This is a genomic window from Nocardia brasiliensis NBRC 14402 (genome assembly GCF_000308475.2).
Taxonomy (GTDB): Bacteria; Actinomycetota; Actinomycetes; order Mycobacteriales; family Mycobacteriaceae; genus Nocardia; species Nocardia brasiliensis.
Genome location: NZ_BAFT02000057.1, coordinates 258778 through 284361, shown reverse-complemented (window position 1 = coordinate 284361; position 25584 = coordinate 258778). Strand labels below are relative to the sequence as shown.

Sequence of the window (25584 nt, the reverse complement as noted above, 5' to 3'; positions counted from 1 at the left end):
CCGCGCTCACGCGCCTTCCCCGGCGCGCAGATCGCGGGCCAGCCGGAAACCGGCGAAGATCTGCCGCCGGATCGGGTGGTCCCAGTTGCGGAAAGTGCTGCGGCAGGCCACCGGATCGGTGCCGAACGAGCCGCCGCGCAGCACCCGGTAGTCACCGCCGAAGAAGACCTCGGAGTACTCCCGATAGGGGAACGCGCGGAACCCCGGATACAGGTCGAAACCCGAGGACGTCCATTCCCAGACGTCACCGATCAGCTGATGCACCCCGGCGGGCGTCGCGCCCGCGGGGTAGGCGCCGACGTCGGCCGGTTCCAGGTGGCGCTGACCGAGATTCGCGGTGTGCTCGTCGGGTTCGGTATCGCCCCAGGGGAATCGGCGTTCGGTGCCGGTGGCCGGGTCGTACCGGGCGGCCTTCTCCCATTCCGCCTCGGTCGGCAGGCGTTTGCCCGCCCAGTTCGCGTAGGCCTCGGCCTCGAACCAGCACACGTGCACCACCGGCTGGTGCGGTCGCAACGGCGTCATCACGCCGAACACGCGCCGCCACCAGTGCCCGGCCGGATCGCGCTCCCAGAACTGCGGCGCGGTCAATTCCGCGTCCTGGCGATGGGCCCAGCCCCGGGCCGACCACAGCTCGGGACGGTCGTAGCCGCCGTCGTCGAGGAAGGCGAGGTACTGCTCGTTGGTCACCGGGGCCGCGTCGATCGCGAAGCCGGGCAACTGAATCCGGTGCGCGGGGCGCTCGTTGTCCAGGGCCCACGGGTCGGTATCGGTGCCCATGGTGAATTCGCCTGCGGGCACGACGACCTCACCGCCGACGGGAGCGGCGACAGTGGGCACCGCGCGCGCTCGCAGCACCGGCGCGCCGGTGCGCAGCTGATGGGTGGCCAGCATGGTCTCGTCGTGCTGCTGCTCGTGCTGGGCGATCATGCCGAACGCGAAGCCGCCGTCCACCAGCGGCGAACCGCGTAAGTCGCTGCGGTCCAGCACATCCCACACCTTGTCGCGCACGGTGCCGACGTAGTCGCGCGCCTGCGCCGGATCCAGCAGCGGCAGCGTGGGGCGATTCGCCCTCGCGTGTTTGAACGCGTCGTAGAGCTCGTCGATATCGGCGCGGACGGCGTCGCGACCGCCGACATCGCGGACCAGCCACAGTTCTTCCTGGTTGCCGATGTGCGCGAGGTCCCACACCAGCGGGCTCATCAATCGCGAATGCTGTGCCACCAGTTCGGCTTCGTCGATGCAGTCGGTCAGGGTGAGGGTGCGGCGCCGGGCCCGGGCGAGCACCTCGGCGATTCGATCGCGTAGTCGTTCGGTGCCGGAATTGTCGGCGGAGGGCAGGTAATGGACGGTCACGGTAGGTCTCCGGGGTTGGTTCCTGGCGGCTGCGCGCAGGCAGCGGTGCGGCCGGGCGCGCGCATGCGCGGGGCCACGCGGGCCCCGCTCTGGTCGGGAGTCGGGTGCGTGGGGGCGGGCGGCGGCAGGCCGCCCACCGGGCCGCCGTGTCGCGGACACGTCCGGATCACCGGGGTGCTCCTCGACCGCCTACCTCTGTGCTGACCGCGGCGTCCGCCGCGGTGGGTGGGCGGCCGCTGCGACATCGTCGCGCGGCGAGTTCGATCAGCCGGGCGGCCTCGGTGCTGCGCGCGTTGGCCGCGGCAAGAGTGAGCAGTTCGACGGCCACCGACCGGATGTCGGGATCGGCCAGGCCGTATCGGGCCGCGTCGAGCCAATGTCCGGCCAGCGGCGCGGCGACCGCGGTCGCCGCCGCCACCACGGTTTCGGCGGACATCAGCGCGTCGACGACGTGGATCGGCACGGCCCAGGCGTCACCGGGCTGCGCGTCGAGGTAGCGGACCTCCAGGTACCCGGAGGCACGGACCGGCGGGAAGAGCGTGGTGAGGTGATAGTCGAGATCGTCGCGGCCGGGCCTGCGGCCCACCTCGTCGTCCAAGGCGCCGGAGAGCCAGTCGGCGAAGGTCGCGCCGGGCGGCGGCAACCAGCCGGTGTCGGTGCGGTGGCCGTCGGCGGCGGGCACGTCGTCGTCGGGTCTTCGGACGCACAGCAGCGGCACGTCCAGCGCCCATCTGCTGTAGCCGCGGATCGGATCGGCCCAATCCATCAGCGGGGGCCGGGTCCTGCCGTTGTCCAGGCGCAGCCAGGCCCGCATGCGCTGCGAGGCCCAGTCACCCGGCGGCGCACCGCGCAACGTGGGCGAGCAGGCGAAGGCGGCCAGCAACGCCGGACCGACGGCATACAGTGCCGTCCAGCGGGCGGCGATCTCCGCCCGATCGGCGCCGGCGTCCACCGCGACCTGGGTCGCCGCGGTATTGCACATCATGAGTTTGCCGTAGGGGCCGATCCCGCTGAACGTCTGTTCCATGGCGCGATAGCGCGGCAGCTGGAGTAGGCGTTTGGGTCTGCGGTCCGCGTCGGCGGCAACGGAAACGGTCCGGATGGACCGGGATTCGAGGAGTTCCCGCAATCGGCGGGCATCGTCGCGAAGCGAAAGACACAGCTGCGCGGCATCAGCGAACGGTGCGCTGGACAATTCGATCTGACCGCCGGGTTCGATGGTGACCCGGCTGCCCCCTGGCAACGCTAGCGCCGGAGAATCGGGGGCGATGGACCGTGGTGCGTAAGGTCCGAGGGCATCCGCAAGGGCAGTCAGCTGCGGACGCGGGGCGGCCGAGGGGCCTGACGTCGAACACTCACCCTGAACGGTGAGCCATTCCAGTTCGGCGCCGATCAGCGCGGGTGGTCCCTGCTTGAAGCAGACACCGCCGATATAGGCCTCGGCGGCGGCTCGCGAACCGAGTTCCGGATCGTGGCTTACGCGGCTGACCAGCTCCGAGTGTTCCAGCGTGACCGCCATACCAACCTCCAGTGTGGATCCGAGCGCTGTGGTTTCGTGTCCGCCGTTGTGCTGTTATCGCGACGTTGTGGTGTCGTGCCCCGCGCGTTGCGATCTCTCCAGAGTAGCGAGGGGCACCGACAAGAATCTGACGGAAATCTGAATACGGCGCCCACCAGGCCCCGCGGTGACGCCAACTACTGTCGCAGGCATGCTGGATCACGATCGCGTCCGAGCCGATACACCCGGTTGCGCCACCGGCGCCGAACCGGGGCAGGTCTTCCTCGACAGTGCCGGCTCGTCGCTGCCGCCGCGGGTCGTCCTGGACACCGTCATCGCCCATCTCCGGCGCGAATCCGAGATCGGTGGCTACCGTGCGGCGAACGAACGGCTCGACGATCTCGCGGACGTGAAAACCGCGATCGGCGCGCTCATCAATGCCGCACCGGCCAGTATCGCGTTGAGCGACAGCGCATCTCGTTCCTGGGCCGACTTCTTCTACGCGATCCCGCTGGCCCCGGGCGATCGCATCCTGATCTCCGAGGCCGACTACGCGAGCAACGCCATCGCGGCATTGCAGCGCGCCCGCGCGAGCGGGGCCACGGTCGAGACGATCCCCAGCGACCACACCGGGCAGATCGATCTCGACGCGCTGACCGCACTGGTGGACGAGCGGGTGCGGCTGGTCTCGCTGCTGCACGTGCCCACCAACGGCGGCCTGGTCAACCCGGTCGCCGAGGCCACCCGGATCGCGCGCTCGGTGGGTGCGCTGGTGCTGCTGGACGCCTGCCAGTCGACCGGGCAGCTACCGATCGACGTCACCGCGTGGGACGTGGACGCGCTCTCGGCCACCGGGCGCAAATGGCTGCGCGGCCCGCGCGGCACCGGATTCCTTTATGTCCGACCGGAATTGGCCACCTCCCTGGAACCACAGCGCCTCGACCTGCACAGTGCGCAGTGGTCCGGCCCGGACGAATACCGGCTCGCACCCGACGCGAGCCGTTTCGAGTTCTGGGAGTGCGATGTCGCCGCGCGACTCGGCCTCGGCGCCGCCGTGCGCTATCTACTCGAACTCGGTCCCGAGAACGTGTACGCAGCCGTCGCCGAACGCTCGGCGTATCTGCGCAAGGCGTTGCCGGAAATTCCCGGAGTCACGGTGCGCGACATCGGCATTCGGCACAGCGGCACGGTGTCGTTCACCGTCGACGGCCACGAGCCGATCGCCGTGCGCGACCGGCTCGCCGAGCGCGACATCACCGTGACGGTGAGCCACGCCGGTTCCACCCTGCTGGACATGACCGCGCGCGGACTGACCTCCGTTGTCCGCGCGTCCCCGCACTGCTTCGTCGGCTTCGCCGAGCTGGACAGGTTCGTCGCCGCGGTCGCCGACCTGTAGTCGGCGGCTCGGCGGCCTTGCGCCGCAACGATGTTCAGGACAGGTGCAGATCCAGCGCGCGGTCGACCAGTGCGCGCACGTCGACCGTCGGGCCCACCAGCGCCAGACTGCGATTGGCCCGCAGCGCGGCGATCCCGTGCAGATTGGTCCACAGCGCGATCGCCCGCTGCGCCGGATCGGCCGCACCGGGCCCGGCCGCACCGACCAGCGCCGCGAACCGCCCGTACAGCGGCAGCGTGGTCCCGCGCAGGTTCTCACCGGAGCCCTCGAGCAAGTCGTGCCGGAACATCAGGGTGAACATCTCCGGCCGCTCGCCCGCGAACTCCACGTAGGCCACGCTCATCCGGGCCAGCCGCGCGCGCGGCGGCGCGGTGTCCACGTCCACGGCCGCGAAGCGGTCGATGAGATCGGCGAAGCCGCGGGCCGCGACGGCCGCCAGCAATGCGCGGTGAGTCGGGAAATGCCGGCGCGGTGCCCCATGTGAGACACCGGCCGCCCGCGTGATCGCCCGAAGTCCCAATTGCGCCGCACCCACCTCTTCGAGCAGGTCGACACCCGCGTCGACCAGGCGTTCACGCAGCGGCTGAGTCTCGACCATGCAGACATTGTCTACGAACCGCATCAATTCTCCTCACGCCGGGCGTAGACACTGTCTACTATCGTGCGGTAGACAATGTCTACCAAATCTTTCTGGAGGTCTTCGTGTGGTACTGGCTCTTCAAGTACGTCTTGCTCGGCCCCGTCTTGCGGGTGCTGGGTAGACCCGAAATCGAAGGGCTGGACCAGGTTCCGCGCACCGGGCCGGTGATCATCGCGGCCAACCACCTCGCGGTGATCGACTCGCTGTACCTGGCCCTCGTGCTGCCGCGGCGCGCCACGTTCCTGGCCAAGCAGGAGTACTTCACCGGTACCGGCCTGCGCGGGCGCTTCCAGCGCTGGTTCTTCTCGGTCTCCGGACAGGTGCCGGTGAACCGGACCGGCGGCAGCGCCGCGGCCGACGCGCTGGCGGCCGCGACCAGGATCCTGGAATCCGGCGGCGTCTGGGCGATTCATCCCGAGGGCACCCGCTCCCCGGACGGGCGCATCTACCGCGGTCGCACCGGCACCCTGCGGGTCGCGATGGCGACCGGCGCGCCGGTGATCCCGGTCGTGCTCTCCGGCACCGATCGCGTCAACCCCCGTGGCGCCCGGCTCCCCCGCTTCGGCAAGGTGCGGATCAGCTTCGGCGCCCCGCGCTACTACCTGCCCGCCGACCAGCACCGTGCCGCGCGTACCGCGACCGACGAGTTGATGCGGGAAATGGCCGCACGCTCCGGCCGGCACTACGTCGACCGGTACGCCGCCACCTTCCGCTGAGCCCGCACGCCGACCCGCGACACTCCAGCAACCGCCGACACGCTGGAAAAGGGTTAACGCCACGCGGGAATGGCGGGATAGTGGAGTGCAGGCCGGCAGGCGGCCGGAGCCGGTGACGAGGGAGTAGACGTTGAGCAGGTTCACCGACGAGATGTATGCGACGGCGCAGGCGTCGAGCCGGGGGCTGGTGACCGGTGAACCGGAGGCACCGCTGCGCCGGAGCTGGGGCGAGATCCATCGGATCGCCAGGCGGATGGCCGGCGGCCTCGCGGCGGCGGGCATCGGGCACGGGGACGCCGTCGGTGTGCTCGCGGGGATGCCGGTCGACATCGCCCCTGCCTGCCAGGCGATCTGGATGCGCGGCGCGTCGATCACCATGCTGCACCAGCCGACCCCGCGCACCGATCTGGTCGTCTGGGCCCGCGACACCGAAACCGTGCTGACCATGATCGAGGCGCGCGCGGTAGTGCTCGGCGCGCCGTTCGAGGCGGCCGAGCCGATCCTGCGCGAACGCGGCATCACCGTGGTGCGCATCGATCAGCTGCACGACGGCACCGACACCGATCCGGTGCCGACCACCGAGGACGATATCGCGTTGCAGCAGTTGACCTCCGGTTCCACCGGGTCGCCCAAGGCGGTGCGGATCACGCACGGCAACTTCTTCGTGAACGCCTACGCCATGTTCGACCGGGTGAAATTCCAGCTCGACGACGACGTGATGATCAGCTGGCTGCCGCTGTTCCACGACATGGGCATGGTCGGATTCCTCAGCGTCCCCATGCAAATCGGCGCCGAGGTGGTCTGCGTGACGCCGATCGACTTCCTCAAGCGCCCGCTGCTGTGGGCCGAGCTGATCACCAAGTACCGCGGAACGGTCACCGCCGCACCGAATTTCGCGTACTCGTTACTCGCGCGCAGGCTCAAGCAGGCCGACGACGGCGGGCTCGATCTCAGCAGCGTGCGCTACATGTGGAACGGCGCGGAACCGGTCGACCCGGACACGATGGAGGCGCTGGCCGCCGCCGGTAAACGCTTCGGGCTCAACCCGATGGCGCTCACGCCGGTGTACGGCATGGCGGAAACCACGCTCGCCGTGTCGATTCCGGATCCGGGCCTGGGTCAGGTCGTCGACGTCATCGACGCCGACCTGCTGGAGGCGCTCGGCAAAGCGGTGCCGGTGCCCGACGAACACGCCCACCACGGCAACGTGCGCAGGCTGCCGACGCTGGGCTACCTGGTCGATCATCTGGAGGGCCGGGTGGTCGACGCCGAACGTCAGCCGCTGCCGTCCCGTTCCGTCGGCGTCATCGAATTACGCGGCCCGGCAGTCACTTCCGGCTATGTCACGGTCGATGGCTTCCGGCCCGCACAGGACGCCGCGGGCTGGCTGGACACCGGCGACATCGGTTACTTCACCGACGAGGGCCTGATCGTGGTGTGCGGCCGGATCAAGGACGTCGTCATCATGGGCGGGCGCAACATCTACCCCACCGATATCGAACGCGCCGCCACCCGGGTGGCCGGTGTGCGTCCGGGCAACGCGGTGGCGGTGCGGTTGGACGCCGGGCAGAAGCGGGAGAGCTTCGCCGTGGTGGTGGAGAGCAACGACTACCAGAATGCCGAAGAGGTCAAGCGGATCGAACGCGAGATCGTGCACGCGGTGTTCTCCGAGGTCGGCGCCCGCCCGCGCACCGTCGCCGTGCTCGGCCCCGGCGCACTGCCCAAGACGTCGTCGGGCAAACTGCGCCGCGCCGCGACCGCGGTCCATCTGCGCTGAGGCCCGCTACCGGCCGACGATCGAACAGCGTTGGCGGCGTGGGGAATTCGCGCCGCCGACCTCAGTGCACGCGGTTCTGCGCGGCTTCCAGGCCGACCCGGAGCAGCAGCTCGACGGCGTCGGCGGCCTGCTCGACGATCACCGGAATCTCCTTGCGCTCCGGCGTCGCGAACGGCTTGAGCACGTAATCGGCGGGGTCCTGGCGCCCCGGCGGCCGGCCGATGCCGATCCGAGTGCGCAGATAGTCCTTGGTGGTCAGCGCGCTGGAGACGGAACGAAGGCCGTTGTGGCCGCCCTCGCCACCGCCGCGCTTGAGCCGGATCTCGCCGAACGGGAGGTCGAGCTCGTCGTGCACGACGATCACCTCGGTGGGCGGCACGGAGAAGAACTTCGCCAGCGCCGCGACCGGCCGGCCGGACAGATTCATGAAGGTCCGCGGCTTGGCGATGAGCACCTGGCGCCCGTCGAGCCGAGCCTGCAACAGGTCGGCGCCGGACTTCTTGTGCACACCGAAACGGCCGCCGACGCGCTCCGCGAGCACGTCGGCGACCAGGAACCCCACGTTGTGCCGGGTGCGCTCGTATTCGGTTCCGGGGTTACCCAGTCCGACCACGAGCGCGGGCCCGGTCACGGAGTCGGTCATCGAATGACCTGATCCAGCAGTACTTACTCGGCGCTCGCGGCTTCGCCCTCGGCCTCGTCGCCGTCCTCGGCCTCGGCCTGCGGCGCGGCGATGACGTTGACGATCAGGGTCTCCGCGTCGACGTTCAGGGTGACGCCCTTGGGCAGCGTGAGCTCGCCCGCGTTGATCTGCGTGCCCGCCTCGACACCCTCGACCGAGACCTCGATGGACTCGGGGATGTTCAGCGCGTCGGCCTCGATGGAGATGGTGGTGGCGTCCTGGGTGACCAGGGTGCCCGCGGCGGCCTCACCGGTGATGACGACGTTGACGTCGGCGTTGACCTTCTCGCCCTTCTTGACGATGAGCAGGTCGGCGTGCTCGATGTAGCGGCGGATCGGGTGCACCACAACGGATTTGGTCAGCGCGAGCTGCTTCTTGCCGTCGATCACCAGGTTCAGCACCGCGTTGGTGCCGTGCTCGCGCAGGATCGCGGAGAAGGCCTGGGCGTTGACCGACAGGTGCTGCGGGTCGGCCTGGTGGCCGTACAGCACGGCGGGCACGTTGCCGGCCCGGCGGGTACGGCGGGCGGCGCCCTTGCCGAACTCGGTACGGACGGCGGCTTCGAGAAGGTTGGCGTCGGACATGACTGGATCTACTCCCTACGGCGGTTCCGGGCTGTCAACAGTGCGCCAGGGACTGTTCTCCGCCCTGGCTTGGTTGGTCTACTCGTCGGGGCAAGAGGATGCGAACGAGGACGGCCGGAAGCCGCGCCGCGTCGATCACGGTGAACGCAAAATCAGGTCTGCGGTCACCCTCGCCGAGACAACCCGAACACCATACCGCAAGGGTTATGTACAGACGGAATCGGGTGACCCGGGCGGTTCCGGGACGCGGGTCGCGTCGCGACCGACCCGATCGCGTAGATTGGACCGGTTGCCGATCAGGTCGTCTGTGAAAGGTTGTTCCGTTGACCGCCTCCCCCGAGGGTCTCCCCGCCGAGGTTTCCCGACGGCGCACGTTCGCGGTGATCTCACACCCCGACGCCGGTAAGTCGACGCTCACCGAAGCGCTCGCGCTGCACGCCAGGATGATCTCCGAGGCGGGTGCGATCCACGGCAAGGCGGGCCGCCGCTCCACCGTCTCGGACTGGATGGAGATGGAGAAGGCGCGCGGCATCTCGGTCAGTTCGACCGCGCTGCAGTTCAACTACCGCGCCGAGGGCGCCGACGAGGACAGCGTGATCAACCTCGTCGATACCCCCGGCCACTCCGACTTCTCCGAGGACACCTATCGGGTGCTCACCGCCGTCGACGCCGCGGTGATGCTGATCGACGCCGCGAAGGGCCTGGAGCCGCAGACGCTCAAGCTGTTCCAGGTGTGCCGCCACCGCGGTATCCCGGTCATCACCGTGATCAACAAGTGGGACCGCCCCGGCCAGGCGCCGCTGGAACTGCTCGACGAGATCAACGAACGGATCGGGCTCACCCCGACGCCCCTGTTCCTCCCGGTCGGCATCGCGGGCGACTTCCGCGGACTGCTGCGCCGCGGCGAAGAAGGCGCGCCGCGCGAATACATCCACTTCACCCGCACCGCGGGCGGCGCGACCATCGCGCCGGAGGAGTCGCTGACCCCCGCCCAGGCCGAGGCCCGCGAGGGCGAGGCGTGGACGACCGCGGTCGAGGAGAGCGAACTGCTCTCGGCCACCGGCCAGGACCACGATCAGGAACTGTTCCTCGCCGGCCAGACCTCCCCGGTCATCTACGCCTCGGCGATGTTGAACTTCGGTGTGCGCCAGCTGCTGGAGACGCTGGTCTCGCTGGCGCCCGCTCCCGGCGCGCGCGCCGATGTGAACGGCAAGGAGCGCGCGACCACCGAACCGTTCAGCGCCGTGGTGTTCAAGGTGCAGGCCGGTATGGACGCCGCGCACCGGGACCGGCTCGCCTTCATGCGCATCGTGTCGGGTGAATTCGAGCGCGGCATGGTGGTGACGCACGCGCAGACCGGCCGCCCGTTCGCGACGAAATACGCGTTGACCGTGTTCGGCCGGGAACGCACCACCGTCGACACCGCCTACCCCGGCGACGTGGTCGGCCTGGTGAACGCGACCGCGCTCGCCCCCGGCCACACGCTGTTCGTGGACAAGAAGGTGGAGTTCCCGCCGATCCCGTCCTTCGCGCCGGAGCATTTCGCCGTGCTGCGCGCGGAGAGCGCGGGCAAGTACAAGCAGTTCCGCAAGGCCATCGACCAGCTCGATTCCGAGGGCGTCGTGCAGGTGCTGCGCAACGATATTCGCGGCGACGCCTCGCCGGTGCTCGCGGCGGTCGGCCCGATGCAGTTCGAGGTGGTCACCGCCCGGATGACGACCGAGTTCAGCGTCGAGACCCGGATGGAGAACCTGCCCTACACGCTGGCCCGGCGCACCGACGCCGCCTCCGCGGACGAGCTCGGCAGGCAGCGCGGGGTAGAGGTGTTCACTCGCAGCGACGGTGCGCTGCTCGCGCTGTTCAGCGACAAGTGGCGGCTGCAGTACATCGAGAAGGAATTCCCGAAGCTGACGCTGGAGCCGCTGGTCGCGACCGCGGACTGAGCGCGCTCGGTCAGCCTGCCTCTGGCGTCGCCCCCGGATCGCGCTCGACCGCGGAGATGACGCCCTCCTCCCTGGAGATGAGTCCCCACCTGCTCGACGTGAGGCGCAGGCTCGGCAGATCGCTCAGCGACAGCACCACCTCGTAGGTGCGCTCGTAGCCGGTGTGCGAGATGCGCCAGCGCCCGTCGGCGCAGCGCACGTATTCGTCGGAGTAGAAGGCCGCACCGCGCAGCAGCATGTTGTGCCCGGGGATGAGCACGGTGTCGGCGAGATACCAGGTGCCGGTGGCGGTGTCGCCGTCGACGTCGATCTCGGGGTGATCGCAGCGATGCTCGGTGATGACGTGCGGACCGAGGGTGTTGCGCATGAAAGCCAGGAACGCGTCGCGCGATTCGAATTGCAGATATTCGCTGTAGGTGGCGGTCGCCTCGGGAATCATGGTGTCCGCGAACTCATCCCAAGATTTCGTGTCGAGGGTGCGTAGATAGCGGAACTTCAATCTGTTGATCGCGGCGATGTCGTCCATTGCCGCACCGCCTGTTCCGGAATCGCTCGGCTCGCGCCCGTCGGCCACGCCCGCCCCCGGGTCGCCGCGGCCCTGCCCGTCGGTTCCCTGCTCCATCCTTCAACAATCCCATCCGAAGCCATATGACTTCACGACTTGAAGGATTTGTACCAGATCGCTATCACTCTTCGTCGGAGATTCCGACGTAGGTCGACCTTCCGGACAGAGTCGGGACCCCGCCGGATCAGTTCGCGATGGTGAAGCAGGTGCGGCAGAAGTCCTCGCCGAATTCGGTGAGCCGCAGACTCTTGCGCACGATCTTGGGCGCGCGGCCCGCTTTCTTCAGCGCGGCCTCCACCACCGGCTGCACCTCGAGCACCATGTACCGGCTCAGCACGACCGGATCCTCGGAGATCAGGGTCAGGCCCAGCCGGTTGAGGTTGATCAGATAGGGGCGCGAACGATCCGGGTAGCGCACGCCCGCCTGCTCGGGCACCGAGGTGAGATCGCCCTGCACCAGTTCCGAGCCGATGCCGAGCGGCCGGTTGGTGCGCACGTCGACCGAGGGCTGCGGGCCGTTCTGCGCCATGAAGCGCAGGATGCGCGCCTCGTCGGGCGCCAGTTCGTCCAGGATTCGGTCGTAGGCCGGGTGCACGTCCTCGGTGAAGTAGACGTCCGCGGAGCGGGCGAGCAGCGCGTCGCCGCGCCGGCGCAGCTCGTCGGTGCTCGCCGAGCGCAGGTAGGAACCGACCGCGAGGGCTTGCTGCTGCGCGCCGCTGTGATTGCCCGGCCCGTTCGGCGTCGGCACGTAGCTGACGATCTCGCGCACCGAACCCTCGGTGACGCCGAGCGCGCTACGAGCTATGGAGCGCAACGCATTTCCGGTCCGCTCGGCGATATCGGCGGAGGATTCGCCGTCCAGCGCGGCCTGGGTGATCTCCTTGGTGACCTCGTAGGTGGTGCCGACCGCCCACTGCCCGCCGCGCACCACGGTGCCCGCCGCCAGACCCGCGGCCCGGAACACCCCGCGAATCAGCCGGGCCTCGTTGCTGATCTGCCGCTGTTCGACATCAGAGCTGCGCTCCACAGCGCGGGAACCGGCTCGAGCGATGTCCTGTCCGGTCCTGTCGTTTGCCACGTCATACTCCGATATCGCCAGGTGAACGAATCCGCCCCACAGATTACTGCCCCCTGTGTCGTTGGTCATTGTCGCGGTAGGACCGAGCAGGAGCGGCATTGCCGACAAACACTGTGACCGATATCTCGGCACGGTTCACCGCGGAGCCACCCGCGCGAGCGGATCCGGTCGGTCTCGCCACAATAGAGTCCCGATGCCGACAGGGTGCTACTTTGATGTTCCGGTGAGGCGGCGGTCACCGGAGTGTCGGCAGGAGGGTGTCGTGTTAGAGAGCGTGTTCGGAATCCACCCGACAATCCTGCTCGAGCTATTGACGATCCCACTTTTTACCGGGGTCATCGGGTACATAACCAACTGGACCGGCGTGCTGATGCTGTTCCGGCCGATCGCGTTCCATGGGGTGCGACTACCCGGACTTCGCGCGTTGTACCCCTTCCTGCCCAAACGAATTCAAGTGCTGCCGCTGCTGAGTTATGACGGGCGATTCGGCTGGCAGGGCATCGTGCCCTCGCGTGCGGACAAGATGGCGAGCATCGCCGTCGACAAGGGGCTGGCCAAACTGGGCAGCGTCGCCGACTTCTACCGCGAACTGGAGCCGGACAAGCTCGCCGAACATCTCGCGAGCATCGCCGACGAACAGATCCAGGACATCGTCGAAGAAATTCTCAAACGGGAACATCCACAGCTCTGGTACAACCTGCCGACCCAAGTCCGCGAGATGGTGCACGCGCGGGTCAAGCAGCAACTGCCGGATATTCTGCGTGAGCTCACAGATGAATTGGGCGCGAATATTGATCAACTGCTCGATGTGAAGCAGATGGTGATTCGCTACTTCCAGGCCCGGCCGCAACTGCTCAACACGCTGTTCCAGGTACTCGGCGCAAAAGAGCTGCGGTTCATGATCAACTTCGGCTTTTTCTTCGGCGCGCCGATGGGCGCGATCGTGGTCGCCGTGCTGCACCTGACCGGATGGTCGACCCTGGTCGTGTTGCCGATCGGCGGCGTGATCATCGGCTGGGTGGTCAACTGGGTCGGCATCAATATGATTTTCGCGCCCGCGTACCCGAAGTGGTGGTGCCCGTGGCGGCAGGGGCTGCTGATCAAGCGCCAGTCCGAGATCACCGACGGCTACGCCGAATTGGTGTCCAGTCAGGTGATGACCGTCGCCAACATCGGCGACGAACTGCTCAACGGTCCGCGCTCGGACCGGACCATGCAGATGCTCGAGGACACGCTGCGCCCCGCCGCGGACCGCGCGCTCGGCCCCGCCCGGCCCGCCGTCAAGTTCATGCTCGGCAGCCGCGAATACGATGCGCTGCAGTCCACGCTGACCACCGAGGCCATGACCATCGCACCGATCGCGTTCGCCGATCCGGAGTTCAACGTGCGCCAGGGCAGGCATATCAACCAGTACATCGCCAAGCAGATGGCGGCGCTGAAGCCGCCGGACTTCGTGGACATGCTGCGCTCGGCCATCAAACAAGATGAGTGGCTGCTTTTTCTGCATGGCGGCGTGTTGGGACTCTTCGCCGGATACGCTCATATCCTGATCTTCGGAACAGGAGTGGCGACCACATGGCTGTAGCGAAACCCGGCCCCGGCGACGATGCCGGGGCCGTCGAGCACCATCCCGAGGGCGCCCCGGCGTCCACGGAACTCGCGCGACGGCCGGACAGCGAGGTCTTACGCCGCCCCGAATCCCCTTCGCGCGTCTCCTATCCCGTGGCCACCGCGCGTGCGGCCACCGGCGTCGCACGGGTCACCTGGAGCGCGCTGACCGGTATGACCGCGTGGAGCGTCGGCACCGCGGTCGGCGTCGGCGCGACCGTCGTCCAGCGCAGCATTCAGGGCGTGCCGCCGCGAGAAGTGCTGGCCGAGGCCGAATCCGAGGTGCGCGACCGGGTGCGCCGCGCGCTCGGGCTGCCGGAGGCGCCGAACGAGCCTGCCGGACAACCCGTTCCGACGCTGCGCGAGCAGGGCGCGGCGCTGCTGCGCCTGTCGGCGAGCACGCACGGCGAGGACGAGAACCATCCGGCCTTCGCGGGCATGCTCGCCGAGCTGACCCCCGACGAGGCCCGCATCCTGCGCTTCCTGCACATGGACGGCCCGCAACCGTCGATCGACATCCGCACCGGCCGCCCGCGGCTCGGCGCGGAACGACTCGGCTCCATGCTGACGCTGGTCGGCGAGCAGGCCGGACTGCGCTTCCCGAACCGAATCCAGCAGTACCTGACCAATCTGCGCAGGCTCGGCTTGGTCGAACACACCCGCGAGCCGGTCGGCAATCCGAACCGCTATCAGCTGCTGGAAGCCCAGGCACCGGTGCGAGAGCTGTTGAAGCGCTCCGGATTCGGCACCAAGGTGAGCTACCGCAGCGTCGCGCTCACCGGGTTCGGCGCGGACTTCGTACGCACCTGCATTCCGGTCGTCGTGTCCGACGATCGCGCCGCCGGCCACTAGGGCCTGACCCGGGCACCGCCGCGCAACAGCTGTGACTGCTGCGCGGGGGTGTGCGAGATCGGTGCCGCCGGGCTAAACGTCCTCCGCCAGCTCCATCCAGCGTTCCTCGGCGGCTTCCTTGTCCGCCACCACCTGCTTGAGTTCGGCGTTGAGCGTGACGAGCTTGTCCGGGTCGATGGCGGCGTCGGCGAGCGCGGTGTGCAGGCGCTGCTCGCGTTCGTCGAATTTCTCGATGGCGCGCTCCAGCCGGGACAGCTCCTTGCGGGCGGCACGCTGAGCGGCGGCGTCGGTCACCGGCCCGGTCGGCTTGTCGGCCGCGCGCGTGGCGCTCTGCCCTTGTGCCGCACGCTTTTTCAGATACTCGTCGATGCCGCCGGGCAGGTTGGTGAGTTTGCCGTCGCCGAACAGCGCCCAGGTCGTATCGCAGATGCGCTCGATCAGATAGCGGTCGTGACTGATCACCACGAGGGTGCCTGCCCAGTTGTCGAGCAGGTCTTCCAGCTGCTGCAGGGTGTCGATGTCCAGGTCGTTGGTCGGCTCGTCGAGCAGCAGCACGTTCGGCTCGGCCATCAGGATGCGGGTCAATTGCAGCCTGCGCCGCTCACCGCCGGAGAGGTCACCGACCGGGGTGCGCTGGCGCGCCGGGCTGAAGCCGAGTCGCTCGGCCAGCTGACCGGCCGAGATCTCCTTGTCGCCCAGCATGATTCGCTGCGCGACCTGCTGCACCGCCTCTAGCACCCGCATATCGGTCGGCAGATCGTCGAGTTCCTGCCGCAGCCAGCCGATCTGCACCGTCTGACCCTGAATCCGCTTGCCCGCGGCCGGTTCGGTGTCCCCGGCCAGGGTGCGCAGCAGCGTCGTCTTGCCGGAACCGTTCACCCCGACCAGACCGACCCGCTCGCCCGGCGCGAGCCGCCAGGTCAAGTCGCGCACCAACTCCCGGCCGTCCGGCGTGGTGAGGGTGGTGTCCTCGAGCTCGATGACGACGCGGCCGAGGCGCTTGCGGGCGAACGCGGCCAGCGAGACGCTGTCGCGCGGCGGCGGCACATCGGCGATCAACGCCTCGGCCGCCTCCACCCGGTAGCGCGGCTTGGAGGTCCGGGCCTTCGCGCCACGGCGCAGCCAGGCCAGTTCCTTGCGCGCCAGATTGCTGCGCCGCGCCTCGCTGGCATCGGCCTGCCTGGCCCGTTCGGCGCGGGCGAAAATCCAGTCGCCGTAGCCGCCCTCGTAGCTTTCGACCTTGCCGCCGACCACCTCCCAGGTGTCGGTGGCGACGGTGTCGAGGAACCAGCGATCGTGGGTCACCACGACCAGCGCGCTGCGGCGTTCGAGCAGATGCGCGGCCAGCCACTGCACGCCTTCGACGTCGAGGTGGTTGGTCGGTTCGTCGAGCACGAGCAGGTCGAGGTCACGGACCAGGGCGGCGGCCAGCGCGACGCGGCGCCGCTCCCCGCCGGAAAGGTTGTCGATCGAGGTCTGCAGGCCGAGCCCGGCGATGCCGATGCCCTCCAGCACCGAGCGGATTCGCGGATTCGCGGCCCACTCGTGTTCGGCGACCTCGTCCGGCCCGCCCGCTACCCCGTTCAAGTCGTCGGCCAGTCCCGCCAGCACGACCGACCCGACCGTCGCCCCCGCGGGCAGCACGCCGCGCTGCGTCACCACCGCGAGGCGCAGCCCGCCGACCCGGCTGACCCGGCCGCTGTCCGGCGGCTCGAGGCCGGTGAGCACCTCGAGCAAGGTGGTCTTGCCACCGCCGTTCAGACCGACGACCCCGATGCGCTCGCCCGCGTGCACGCCGAGTGACACGTTGTCGAGCAGCGGGGTGATCCCGAAGCTCTTGGAGACTTGCTCAAGGTTGATCAGGTTGGACATGGATCCTTCCGGGCTGCGCGGGGGCGGGACTGATACCGCCCTGAGCCAGGGTACTGAGCGCGTCCGCACGGGCCTCGACCAGCTGAGCGGTCCACGGGGTTGCGCAACGAACGGCGTTCGCCTAAATTCTTTGGTACGAACATCGTTCGTCACGAACAAAGTTAGTTCAATTAGGGCTCCCCGGAAGTACAGCCGCAGATGGGAGCCCCGCCTCGCAAGGTGAGGTGTGCGAGGGCGGCTCGATCCATTCGCGTTCCCTCCTGGAGGTTCTCCCATGCATGTCGGTCTCGGCCTGCCCATTTCCGATCCCGCAGCACTGCTCGACTGGGCCAGGCGCGCCGACGCCGGCCCGTTCAGCACGCTCGGCCTGCTCGATCGGCTCGTCTACGACAATCCGGAACCCCTCGTCGCACTGGCCGCGCTCGCCGGCGCCACCAACCGCATCAAGCTGCAGACCGAGGTGCTCATCGCGCCACTGCGCGAGCCCGCGCTGCTCGCCAAACAGGCGGCCACCCTCGATCGCATGTCCGGCGGCCGCTTCGTGCTCGGCCTCGGCGTCGGCGGTCGCGCGGACGACCACCTCGCCTCCGGCACCGACCTGCGTACGCGCGGCCGCCGCCTGGACGAACAGCTGGAGGTGCTGCGCCGCGTCTGGTCCGGCGCACCCTACGGCGCCGACTGCGGCCCGATCGGGCCCGCCCCGTCACGTCCCGACGGACCCGAACTGCTCTTCGGCGGCTTCCAACCCGCCGCGCTCGACCGCGTAGGTCGCTGGGGTGGCGGACTTCTCGCCGCCGCCGCGCCGTCCTGGGCCGGTGGCCTCTTCGACACCGCCCGGCGCTCCTGGACCGAGCACGGCCGCCCCGGCGCGCCGCGCATCGTCGCCCAGGTCAACGTCGCACTCGGCGATCGGCACCTGATCGATGCCGCCCGTGCCGCCATGGGCGCCTACTACGAATTCAGCGGTCGCGCCGACTACATGGTCGACGGCATGCTCACCACCCCCGACGACATTCGCTCGGCGATCAAGCAATTCGCGGATCTGGGCGCCGACGAGGTCATGCTCTATTGCTACGGCGACGACGCCGACCAGATCGACCGGCTCGCCGACGTGATCGCCTGATCAGTGCTTTCCGGGCGGCTCACTGTTGAGCACCCGGGCACCCGCGACCGGCCCGCTGGCGGTGCGCACGCTGCGGCACACACCCGCGCCGGCCAGTTCGGCCGCCACCGCCACCGCGGATTCCTCGCTCGCGCAAAGGAATGCGCAGGTGGGTCCGGAGCCGGAGACCAAGCCCGCCAGCGCGCCGGCATCGACGCCGGCGCGCAGCGTACGCCGCAACTCCGGCTGCAACGACAGCGCCGCCGCCTGCAGGTCGTTACCCAGCAGCGGGGCGAGCTGTTTCGGATCGCCGAAGGCCAAGGCCTGCATCAACTGCTGGGGTTCACCGAGCCGCGGCGGGGTGCCGTTGGCGCGCAGCCGGTCCAGTTCGGCGAACACCGCTGGCGTGGACAAACCGACCTTGGCCAGGGCGAGCACCCAGTGAAACGTGTTGCGGGACAGCACCGGAAGCAGGCGCTCGCCGCGTCCGGTGCCGAGCGCGGTACCACCGTGCAGTGCGAACGGGACGTCGCTGCCGAGTTCGGCGGCGAGCGCGGCCAGTTCCTCGCGGCCCAGCCCGAGGTCCCACAGCTCGTTGAGGCCGACCAGGGTCGCGGCGGCGTCGGCGCTACCACCCGCCATGCCGCCGGCCACCGGAATGCCCTTGGCGATGGCGATTTCCACCAGCGGCGCCCGGCCCGCCAGATGCGCGAGGCGAACCGCCGCTTTCCACACCAGATTGGTGCGGTCGGTCGGCACCTCCGCGGCGCCCTCACCGGAGACCCGCACCGCGAGCGAGGCCGCGGGGGCGATCTCCAGATCATCGCTGAGCGACAGCGCCTGGAAGACCGTCGTCAGATCGTGAAAGCCGTCCGCGCGCAGGTCACCGACGCCGAGATGGAGGTTCACCTTGGACGGTGCCCGCACGGTGATGGGACTGGGGACAACTGACAGCACGATGCCCTAGCGTAACGGGTGGGCTCGGCGGTTGCTCGCGTCGATATGCGCCTTTCACCCGATGTGAATCTTTCGGTTACGGCAACCCGCCGCCGGGGCCGTCTATCCAGCGATCAACGCTCCGGCAACCCTCGGGTCGCGGCGCGGAACGAAGCCTTGCCACCAATACCCCTTGGGGGTATGTTCGAACTGTCGGGGTACCCCCGGCCCGTATGATCGACCTAAGCGAAGGAGTCGGAGATGCCCAGTTCCACCTACACCGTCACGGGGATGACCTGCGGGCACTGCGTGAGCTCCGTCAAGACGGAGATCGGCAAGATCGACGGCGTCACGAGCGTCGACGTGGATCTCGCCAGCGGCGCGGTCACGGTCGCGAGCACCGCGCCGATCGCGGACACCGATATCGCCGCCGCCGTGGACGAGGCAGGTTACGAAGTCGCCGTCTGACCGCGCGGCTCGGCCGAAACCGGCCGGTCCCCTGGGTTTTTCGGACACCGAGAGCCGGACGGCACCCCGCCGTCCGGCTTCTGTGTGCAGGCACTGATATGGCGTATTCCGTAGTGTGCCCACACGAATCATCCACAGGCTCATCCACATCCGGCGGAGGGTCGCGCCGGTGCCGTGGCCACCTCCCGGCAGGCCAGCGGTCAAGATCAGCTTGCACCCGCGCTGAGCTGTAGTTCTCGCGTTACGCGGATCGATAAGGCAGCCAATCGAATCGGCCGCGAGCCCGGGCCGCAACCCCCGGCCCGCACGGTGTCAAACCTGAGTTATCCACAATCCACATCGCCGAATGGGTTGGCAACGCGGGGAAACCGACCAGTCCGGCGAACGAGTCAGGCTTGCGCGGCCAGCCGGACGAAAGCCGCGGTATCCAGCGTCTCACCGCGCGCCGTCGGCGCGATGCCCGCGGCGACCAAGCGCCGCTCGGCTTCGGCGGGCGAGCCCGCCCAGCCGGAAAGGGCCGCGCGCAGCGTCTTTCGCCGTTGCGCGAAAGCGGCGTCGACCACTTCGAACACGCGGCGACGATGCTCGGCATCGATCGGCCACGGCGGTTCGGCGTAGCGCTCGACCCGGACCAGACCCGAATCGACCCGCGGCACCGGCCAGAAAACCTGCGTGCCGACCGCACCCGCGCGCCGGACCTTGCCGAAGAAGCCCGCCTTCACACTGGGTACGCCGTAGACCCGGCTGCCCGGCTCGGCGGCGAGCCGGTCGGCCACCTCCGCCTGCACCATCACCAAAGAGACCGCGAGGCTGGGCAATTCGGCCAACAGGTGCAGCAGTACCGGCACCGCGACGTTGTACGGCAGGTTCGCCACCAGCGCGGTCGGCGTCGCGGGCAGATCCGCGGCCGCCACGCGCAACGCGTCCGCCGGCACCACCGACAGCCGGTCGGCCAGGGCCGGCGCCCGGTCGGCGACGGTCACCGGCAGGTGGCGCGCGAGCACCGGGTCGATCTCGACCGCGACCACCGAATCCACCACATCGAGCAGGGCCAGCGTCAGCGAACCCAGTCCGGGCCCGACCTCGAGCACCACGTCGTCACGCCCGACCCCGGCCGCCGTGACGATGCGCCGCACGGTGTTCGCGTCGTGCACGAAGTTCTGCCCGAGCTGCTTGGTCGGCCGCACGCCGAGTCGCTCGGCCAGCACCCGCACCTCGGCGGGGCCCAGCAGGGCGGCACTCCCACGACCAGCAATTTCGGCTTCGGACACCCAGAGAACCTATCAACCCCGCCGCGGCGTTCCTACCGCTCGGCCGGGCTCGCCTTGATGCGGTCCAGGAACGCGTCGATGGCGCTCTGCATGGCGGGGTTGATCTGGGTGTGCTTGCCGGTGCCGAGGACGGTCTGGAAGTCGACGCCGTTGGCGGCGAACTGCGCGGCCAGCGCGCCGTGCAGCGGGGCGGGCACGACGGTGTCGGTGACGTTGAGCAGCAACAGGATCGGCGCGTTGTATCCGGTGGTGGGCACGGTCAGGTACTCGTTCAGCGCGGACCGGATGGGCTCGGTGGCGAGCGACTCGTCGAGCAGATCGGCGACGCCGAGCCCGCGCACCCGGTCCCCGATGCGGTCCAGGCACAGGGTGCCGACGCTGTCCAGCACGGCGCGGCCCTGCGGGGTGAGGTACTGATCGACGCGCACGTCGGGGTGCGCGGCGCGCAGGCCCGCCAGGATGCTGACGAAGAAGCTCATCGCGCCGTCGGCGTCGGGCAGCGGGGGCACCAGCGGACCGGCGAGCGGCAGCACCTTCTCCACGTCGGATTCGGGGTCGATCGCCACGGTGCCGCGGAAATCGAGGTCCGGCGCGTAGGTCACCTGCCGGTGCGCGGTGGCCAGCGCGGCCTGGCCGCCCTGTGAGCCGCCGAAGACCGCCCAGGTGCGGGAGAGTTCGGGATGGGCCGCGCGGGCGGCGTGCAGCAGGTCGAGCGTGGCCGTCGCCTCGGTGCTGGTCTCGAGATAGGGATGCGGGCCGGTGTTGAACCGGCCGAGCCCCAGGTAATCCGGCGCGACCACCGCGAAGCCGCGGGACAGGAAGCCCTGGATCAGCGCGTCCTCTTTGGCCCGGCTCTCCGGATACGGCCGACCGGCCGGATCCGACTGGCCGCCGCAGCCCATGCCGAGCCCGGTGGTGCCGTGGTCGTAGGCGATGATCGGCCAGCCCGCCGCGGGGGCGGTGCCGCGAGGCACGAAGAGCGCGCCGCTGGCCGGCCGGGGCGTCCCGTCCGAACCGCGCATCCAGTACTCGACGATCGAACCGCCCGAGGTGCCGCGCCACCCGTCCGGCTGCGCGATCTCCGAGATCAGCGAGCCGGGGGCGGCCGCGTGGGCGGGGGCGATCTGCCCGAACAACGCGGCGCTAGCCGACAAGATCGTCACCGCGACTGCCCGCCGGCACATCTGGAGAACTCGCACCGCACACCTCACAACCCGACCCACACCGTCACCAAACCTGGACGAGTGTATAGATCAATCGGATAGTGCCAGGTCGGCGTGGCGCGGCCGCGAATCAAAAACGAATTCGCGAGTCACCGGGCGTGACCGGCGTCACCGGTCAGCTGATGCCGAGCCGGCTGGTGCAGGCGGGCCACGCGCCCCAACCCTGGCGGGCGCGAGTGACTTCGGCGATGGCGATCTGTTCCTCGCGGGTGGCGAGATCGGCGCGCGGCGCGTACTTCAAACCACCCTGACGTTCCCAGGTGCCCTGGTCGAATTGGATGCCACCGTAGTAACCGTTGCCGTTGTTGATGCTCCAGTTGCCGGTGGACTCGCAGCGGGCCAGCGCGTCCCAGATCGCGCCGTCACGCACCGGCGGCACCTCGGTGCCGGGCTTGGCGCCCTTGCGCACGGTCTTCGGCTGGGCCGTGACCGTCACCGTCGAGTTGATCGGCTTTCGGTCCACCTCGACGCCGTTGACCATGGTGACCGCGAACGTGACGTCCTGCACGCCGGGCGCGCCGGGGGTCTCCACCACCGACCGGCTCATGTTCATGGTCGGGTCTTCGATCACGTTCTCCGGCGGATCGAGCGGTAGCGTCTCGGTCCGGTTCTCGGTTCGCTTACGCGTCACCGTGATTCGCTGACCCTCGGTGAGCGGCGTGGACGCCGCGGGCTCGACGGTGTCCTGTTCGAGCAGCGGAACGCCCGCCACCGCGAGGAATTCGCCGACCGTCGGCGCCGCGAGGCGGACATCGACGAAGGAGCCGGCGCCGTCGCGCAGCGCGACCGATCGCGGCGTCGCGACCTGCAGCGCGGCGCCTTCCAGTGGCAGCTTCTCATTGCGCGCGGGGGAAACGTAGACCTCCCGGGGCAGCTCGAGTTGTTCGAGCGCCTCACCGGCGGTCAGGCCGGTGGTCCACACCTTGCGCGCCTGGCCGTCGACCTGCAGTTCGACCTCGCGGGCCCGATTGAGCGTGATGGTCGCGCCGTCACCGATCCGCGCGGCCAGCGCGGGAGCCACCTTGTCGCGCTCGGTGACGGCGAAACCCGCCGCCCGCAGCACGCCGCGCACATCGGTGGACATCGTGGTCTCGAACAGCTTCTCGCCGTCCACGACCACGGTCACGGTCTTGCGGTTCACGATCGCCAGGCCGGCCCCGACGATCAACGTCATCAGCAGCGCCGCGACCGCCGCGTACAGCAGCGGCGAACGGGACTGGTTGATCCGCGCGATCGGCCACAGCATCGCGGAGCGATCCAGTGGGACGTGGCGGTCGGGCGACGGATGGGCCATGGTCACAGCACGATAACGAAGGGGTCAGGGGTCGACAACCTAAAGTTGCTTCAGCTGGGGCTTTCAATATCACGGAGCGATATCGACACCGCAGGTTAATCACGAAACGGGGCTATCACAGTGACGTAGGACACACTTCGCATATCCAGGCCCCTTGCGGGTATCCGCGCGGGGCGGCCGGGATCCGGCGCTTCGGTCAAATGCCGTAGACGCGGCGCGCGTTGGCCGTGCTGAGCTTCGCGAGTTCCGCCGGATCCTGTTCTCGAATTTCCGCGAGCGCGCGCACGGTGTACGGCAGGCAGTACGGCTCATTGGGCGCGCCGCGAAATGGATGCGGGGTCAGATAGGGCGCGTCCGTTTCGACCAGAATTTGCTCGTCGGGCACGACCTTCGCGGCCTCACGCAACTCGTGCGCATTCTTGAAACTCACCGTGCCGGAGAAACTCAGCACATAGCCCTCGGCCACGCAGGACAGCGCCATATTCGTATCCGACGAAAAGCAGTGGAAGATCACGGTGTCCGGCGCGCCCTCGTCCAGCAGCACGGTCAGCAGATCGTGATCGGCTTCGCGATTGTGGATCATCAGCGGTTTGCGCAGCTGCTTCGCCAGATCGATGTGCCAGCGGAAGCCCTCGATCTGCGTCTCGATATCGGCACAGCCGTCCAGCTTGCCCGGCCAGTAATAGTCCAGGCCGGTCTCGCCGATCGCCACCACCCTGGGGTCCGCGCCGAGCCGTGCCAACTCCGCCTTCGCCGCGTCGTCGAGCGCGTTCGCACGCGTCGGATGCAGGGCGACCGCGGCGTACACGCGCGAATCCCAGTGCGCGGCTTGCACAGCCCATTGCGCCGCCGCCAGATCGTCGGCGACGGTCACCACCTGCCCGACGCCGACCGAGGCCGCCCGATCCACGATCGCCGCGGTCGAGGCCGCGTCGGTGGCGCCGCAGGCATCGAGGTGGGTGTGCGCGTCGATGATCGGCGCGAGCGGCTCGGGCAGGTCCGGAGCTGGGCGCTTGCCGCTCATCGGACGCCCCCGGCGACCCCGGCGACGGTGCAGTGGATGTTCACGCGAACGAGGAAGACCACGCGGATTACAGTAGACGCACCATGAGCGACGTCGACCGCCCCGCCTTCTACATCACCACGGCCATCGCGTACCCCAACGGTGCGCCGCATATCGGGCATGCGTACGAGTACATCTCGGCCGATGCCATCGCCCGGTTCAAACGTCTCGACGGGTACGACGTCTTCTTCATGACCGGCACCGACGAGCACGGCCAGAAGATGCAGCAGACGGCCGTCGCCGAGGGCATTCCGGTGCAGGAGCTCGCGGCGCGCAACTCCGATGTGTTCGAGGCGATGGACAAGACGCTCGACATCTCCTTCGACCGGTTCATCCGCACCACCGACGAGGATCACCGGGCGGCCAGCGTGGCGATCTGGGAGCGGATGCTCGCCAACGGCGACATCTACCTCGGCAACTACTCGGGCTGGTACTCGGTACGCGACGAGGCGTTCTACACCGAGGAAGAGACCACGCTGCTCGATGACGGCACCCGGATCTCCACCGAGTCGAAGACGCCGGTCACCTGGACCGAGGAATCGAACTACTTCTTCCGGCTCTCCGCCTACCAGGACAAGCTGCTCGCACTGTACGAGGAACATCCCGAATTCATCGCGCCCGCAACGCGACGCAACGAGATCGTCAGCTACGTCAAGGCGGGGCTGAAGGATCTGTCCATCTCGCGCACCACCTTCGACTGGGGTGTGCCGGTGCCGGGTCATCCCGATCACGTGATGTACGTGTGGGTGGACGCGCTCACCAACTACATCACCGGCGTCGGCTTCCCGGACACCGAATCCGCTGCATTCCAGCGGTTCTGGCCCGCCGACGTGCACATCATCGGCAAGGACATCACACGGTTCCACACCGTCTACTGGCCCGCGTTCCTGCTGTCGGCCGGGGTGCAGCTGCCGAAACGCGTTTACGTGCACGGGTTCCTGTACAACAAGGGCGAGAAGATGTCCAAGTCGGTCGGCAACGTGGTCGACCCGCTGGCGCTGGTGGAGAGCTACGGTCTGGACGCGGTGCGCTTCTTCCTGCTCCGTGAGATCTCCTACGGCCAGGACGGCAGCTACAGCCACGAGGCGATCGTCGGCCGGATCAATACGGATCTGGCCAACGAATTCGGCAATCTCGTGCAGCGCAGCACCAAGTTGGTGGCGCGGGACTGCGGCGGCGTGGTGCCGACGCCCGGCGAGTTCACCGCCGACGACCGCGCGCTGCTCGACCTCGCCAACGGGCTGCTCGACCGCTGCCGCACCGAATTCGACACTCAGCAGCTACATCTCGCGCTGGAGGCGATCTGGCTGACGCTCGGCGAGACCAACCGGTACTTCTCCGCGCAGGCGCCGTGGGCGCTGGCCAAAGCGGGTACGCCCGAGGATCTGGCGCGCGAGGCGACCGTGCTGTACGTGACGCTCGAGGTGCTGCGCATCGTCGCGATCCTGGTGCAGCCGGTGATGCCGGGTTCGGCGGGCAAGATCCTCGATCAGCTCGGCCAGTCCGAGCGCACGTTCGCCGATATCGCGACCCCTATCGCGCCCGGTGTCGCGCTGCCCGCGCCGGAACCGGTGTACCCCAAGTACATCGAGCCCAAGGAGTAACCGCGCTCTCGGCGGCCGACCCCCTACCGGTGCGTAATCGCCTGGCGCGCACCGGGATA

The 25584-nt window shown here is 68.9% G+C and carries 22 protein-coding genes; 9 read left to right on the top strand and 13 right to left on the bottom strand.

The window, feature by feature from the left end; translation table 11 throughout:
• Nucleotides 1-6: 6 nt before the first annotated feature.
• Together egtB and egtA are read right to left on the bottom strand one after the other, a co-directional pair.
• On the bottom strand, nt 7-1353 hold the full coding sequence (gene egtB, locus TY25_RS18380) for an ergothioneine biosynthesis protein EgtB (RefSeq protein WP_042257812.1): 1347 nt from the start codon (nt 1351-1353) through the stop codon (nt 7-9).
• Nucleotides 1354-1519: 166 nt separating this feature from the next.
• Nucleotides 1520-2872 (bottom strand): ergothioneine biosynthesis glutamate--cysteine ligase EgtA, encoded by a 1353-nt coding sequence (gene egtA / locus TY25_RS18375; protein WP_042257810.1) that lies wholly within the window; start codon nt 2870-2872, stop codon nt 1520-1522.
• Between the two features lie 190 nt (nt 2873-3062).
• Here egtA and TY25_RS18370 point away from each other — a divergent pair, with 190 nt between their 5' ends.
• Nucleotides 3063-4247, top strand: a complete 1185-nt coding sequence (locus TY25_RS18370) for an aminotransferase class V-fold PLP-dependent enzyme (RefSeq protein ID WP_042257807.1) — start codon at nt 3063-3065, stop codon at nt 4245-4247.
• A gap of 34 nt (nt 4248-4281) precedes the next feature.
• Here the strand turns inward: TY25_RS18370 and TY25_RS18365 are convergent, their stop codons facing one another.
• The gene (locus TY25_RS18365; protein WP_042257806.1) at nt 4282-4845 is read right to left on the bottom strand and encodes a TetR/AcrR family transcriptional regulator; all 564 of its coding nucleotides are present in this window, start codon (nt 4843-4845) and stop codon (nt 4282-4284) included.
• 104 nt (nt 4846-4949) lie between these two features.
• Between TY25_RS18365 and TY25_RS18360 the strand changes: the two genes are divergently transcribed.
• Both TY25_RS18360 and TY25_RS18355 read left to right on the top strand, forming a co-directional pair.
• Nucleotides 4950-5603 (top strand): lysophospholipid acyltransferase family protein, encoded by a 654-nt coding sequence (locus TY25_RS18360; protein ID WP_042257805.1) that lies wholly within the window; start codon nt 4950-4952, stop codon nt 5601-5603.
• A 130-nt stretch (nt 5604-5733) separates the two neighbouring features.
• A complete protein-coding gene (locus TY25_RS18355; protein WP_042257803.1) occupies nt 5734-7380 on the top strand; it encodes a fatty acyl-AMP ligase in 1647 nt (548 codons plus the stop codon).
• Between the two features lie 61 nt (nt 7381-7441).
• Here TY25_RS18355 and pth read toward each other — a convergent pair whose 3' ends face one another.
• Both pth and TY25_RS18345 read right to left on the bottom strand, forming a co-directional pair.
• Nucleotides 7442-8023 carry an aminoacyl-tRNA hydrolase gene (gene pth / locus TY25_RS18350; protein WP_014988202.1) on the bottom strand — a complete coding sequence of 194 codons (582 nt, stop codon included), beginning with the start codon at nt 8021-8023 and terminating at the stop codon, nt 7442-7444.
• 23 nt (nt 8024-8046) lie between these two features.
• Complete coding sequence (locus TY25_RS18345; protein ID WP_042257801.1) at nt 8047-8646, bottom strand: 50S ribosomal protein L25/general stress protein Ctc; 600 nt, start codon at nt 8644-8646, stop codon at nt 8047-8049.
• 323 nt (nt 8647-8969) lie between these two features.
• Between TY25_RS18345 and TY25_RS18340 the strand changes: the two genes are divergently transcribed.
• Nucleotides 8970-10589, top strand: a complete 1620-nt coding sequence (locus TY25_RS18340; RefSeq protein WP_042257799.1) for a peptide chain release factor 3 — start codon at nt 8970-8972, stop codon at nt 10587-10589.
• A 10-nt stretch (nt 10590-10599) separates the two neighbouring features.
• On the opposite strand, the gene TY25_RS18335 is transcribed toward TY25_RS18340, so the two are convergent.
• Together TY25_RS18335 and TY25_RS44110 are read right to left on the bottom strand one after the other, a co-directional pair.
• On the bottom strand, nt 10600-11115 hold the full coding sequence (locus TY25_RS18335) for a nuclear transport factor 2 family protein (RefSeq protein ID WP_042258030.1): 516 nt from the start codon (nt 11113-11115) through the stop codon (nt 10600-10602).
• Nucleotides 11116-11338: 223 nt separating this feature from the next.
• On the bottom strand, nt 11339-12181 hold the full coding sequence (locus TY25_RS44110) for an Abi-alpha family protein (protein ID WP_226887164.1): 843 nt from the start codon (nt 12179-12181) through the stop codon (nt 11339-11341).
• Between the two features lie 274 nt (nt 12182-12455).
• On the opposite strand from TY25_RS44110, the gene TY25_RS18325 reads away from it, so the two are divergent.
• Together TY25_RS18325 and TY25_RS18320 are read left to right on the top strand one after the other, a co-directional pair.
• The gene (locus TY25_RS18325; protein WP_226887163.1) at nt 12456-13817 is read left to right on the top strand and encodes a DUF445 domain-containing protein; all 1362 of its coding nucleotides are present in this window, start codon (nt 12456-12458) and stop codon (nt 13815-13817) included.
• Complete coding sequence (locus tag TY25_RS18320) at nt 13808-14692, top strand: Abi-alpha family protein (protein ID WP_042257797.1); 885 nt, start codon at nt 13808-13810, stop codon at nt 14690-14692. The genes TY25_RS18325 and TY25_RS18320 overlap by 10 nt, the downstream gene beginning before the upstream one ends.
• A 72-nt stretch (nt 14693-14764) precedes the next feature.
• Here TY25_RS18320 and TY25_RS18315 read toward each other — a convergent pair whose 3' ends face one another.
• Nucleotides 14765-16564: an ABC-F family ATP-binding cassette domain-containing protein gene (locus TY25_RS18315; protein WP_042257796.1), complete on the bottom strand. Its 1800-nt coding sequence runs from the start codon at nt 16562-16564 to the stop codon at nt 14765-14767.
• A 274-nt stretch (nt 16565-16838) separates the two neighbouring features.
• Here TY25_RS18315 and TY25_RS18310 point away from each other — a divergent pair, with 274 nt between their 5' ends.
• On the top strand, nt 16839-17687 hold the full coding sequence (locus TY25_RS18310) for an LLM class flavin-dependent oxidoreductase (RefSeq protein ID WP_042257794.1): 849 nt from the start codon (nt 16839-16841) through the stop codon (nt 17685-17687).
• On the opposite strand, the gene TY25_RS18305 is transcribed toward TY25_RS18310, so the two are convergent.
• Entirely contained in the window at nt 17688-18623 is a 936-nt protein-coding gene (locus tag TY25_RS18305; RefSeq protein WP_042257793.1) for a 4-(cytidine 5'-diphospho)-2-C-methyl-D-erythritol kinase, read from the bottom strand.
• 240 nt (nt 18624-18863) lie between these two features.
• On the opposite strand from TY25_RS18305, the gene TY25_RS18300 reads away from it, so the two are divergent.
• Nucleotides 18864-19070, top strand: a complete 207-nt coding sequence (locus tag TY25_RS18300; protein ID WP_029900442.1) for a heavy-metal-associated domain-containing protein — start codon at nt 18864-18866, stop codon at nt 19068-19070.
• Between the two features lie 389 nt (nt 19071-19459).
• Here the strand turns inward: TY25_RS18300 and rsmA are convergent, their stop codons facing one another.
• The 4 genes from rsmA to TY25_RS18280 all read right to left on the bottom strand — a co-directional run bounded on the left by rsmA (nt 19460) and on the right by TY25_RS18280 (nt 23882).
• Nucleotides 19460-20341 (bottom strand): 16S rRNA (adenine(1518)-N(6)/adenine(1519)-N(6))-dimethyltransferase RsmA, encoded by an 882-nt coding sequence (rsmA, locus tag TY25_RS18295; RefSeq protein WP_042257791.1) that lies wholly within the window; start codon nt 20339-20341, stop codon nt 19460-19462.
• A 32-nt stretch (nt 20342-20373) separates the two neighbouring features.
• Nucleotides 20374-21525 (bottom strand): lipase family protein, encoded by a 1152-nt coding sequence (locus TY25_RS18290; protein ID WP_042257789.1) that lies wholly within the window; start codon nt 21523-21525, stop codon nt 20374-20376.
• Between the two features lie 154 nt (nt 21526-21679).
• Complete coding sequence (locus TY25_RS18285; RefSeq protein WP_042258028.1) at nt 21680-22807, bottom strand: resuscitation-promoting factor; 1128 nt, start codon at nt 22805-22807, stop codon at nt 21680-21682.
• 247 nt (nt 22808-23054) lie between these two features.
• Nucleotides 23055-23882 (bottom strand): TatD family hydrolase, encoded by an 828-nt coding sequence (locus tag TY25_RS18280; protein ID WP_042257787.1) that lies wholly within the window; start codon nt 23880-23882, stop codon nt 23055-23057.
• Nucleotides 23883-23914: 32 nt separating this feature from the next.
• On the opposite strand from TY25_RS18280, the gene metG reads away from it, so the two are divergent.
• Nucleotides 23915-25525, top strand: a complete 1611-nt coding sequence (gene metG, locus TY25_RS18275) for a methionine--tRNA ligase (protein ID WP_256594159.1) — start codon at nt 23915-23917, stop codon at nt 25523-25525.
• The last annotated feature ends 59 nt before the right edge of the window (nt 25526-25584 follow it).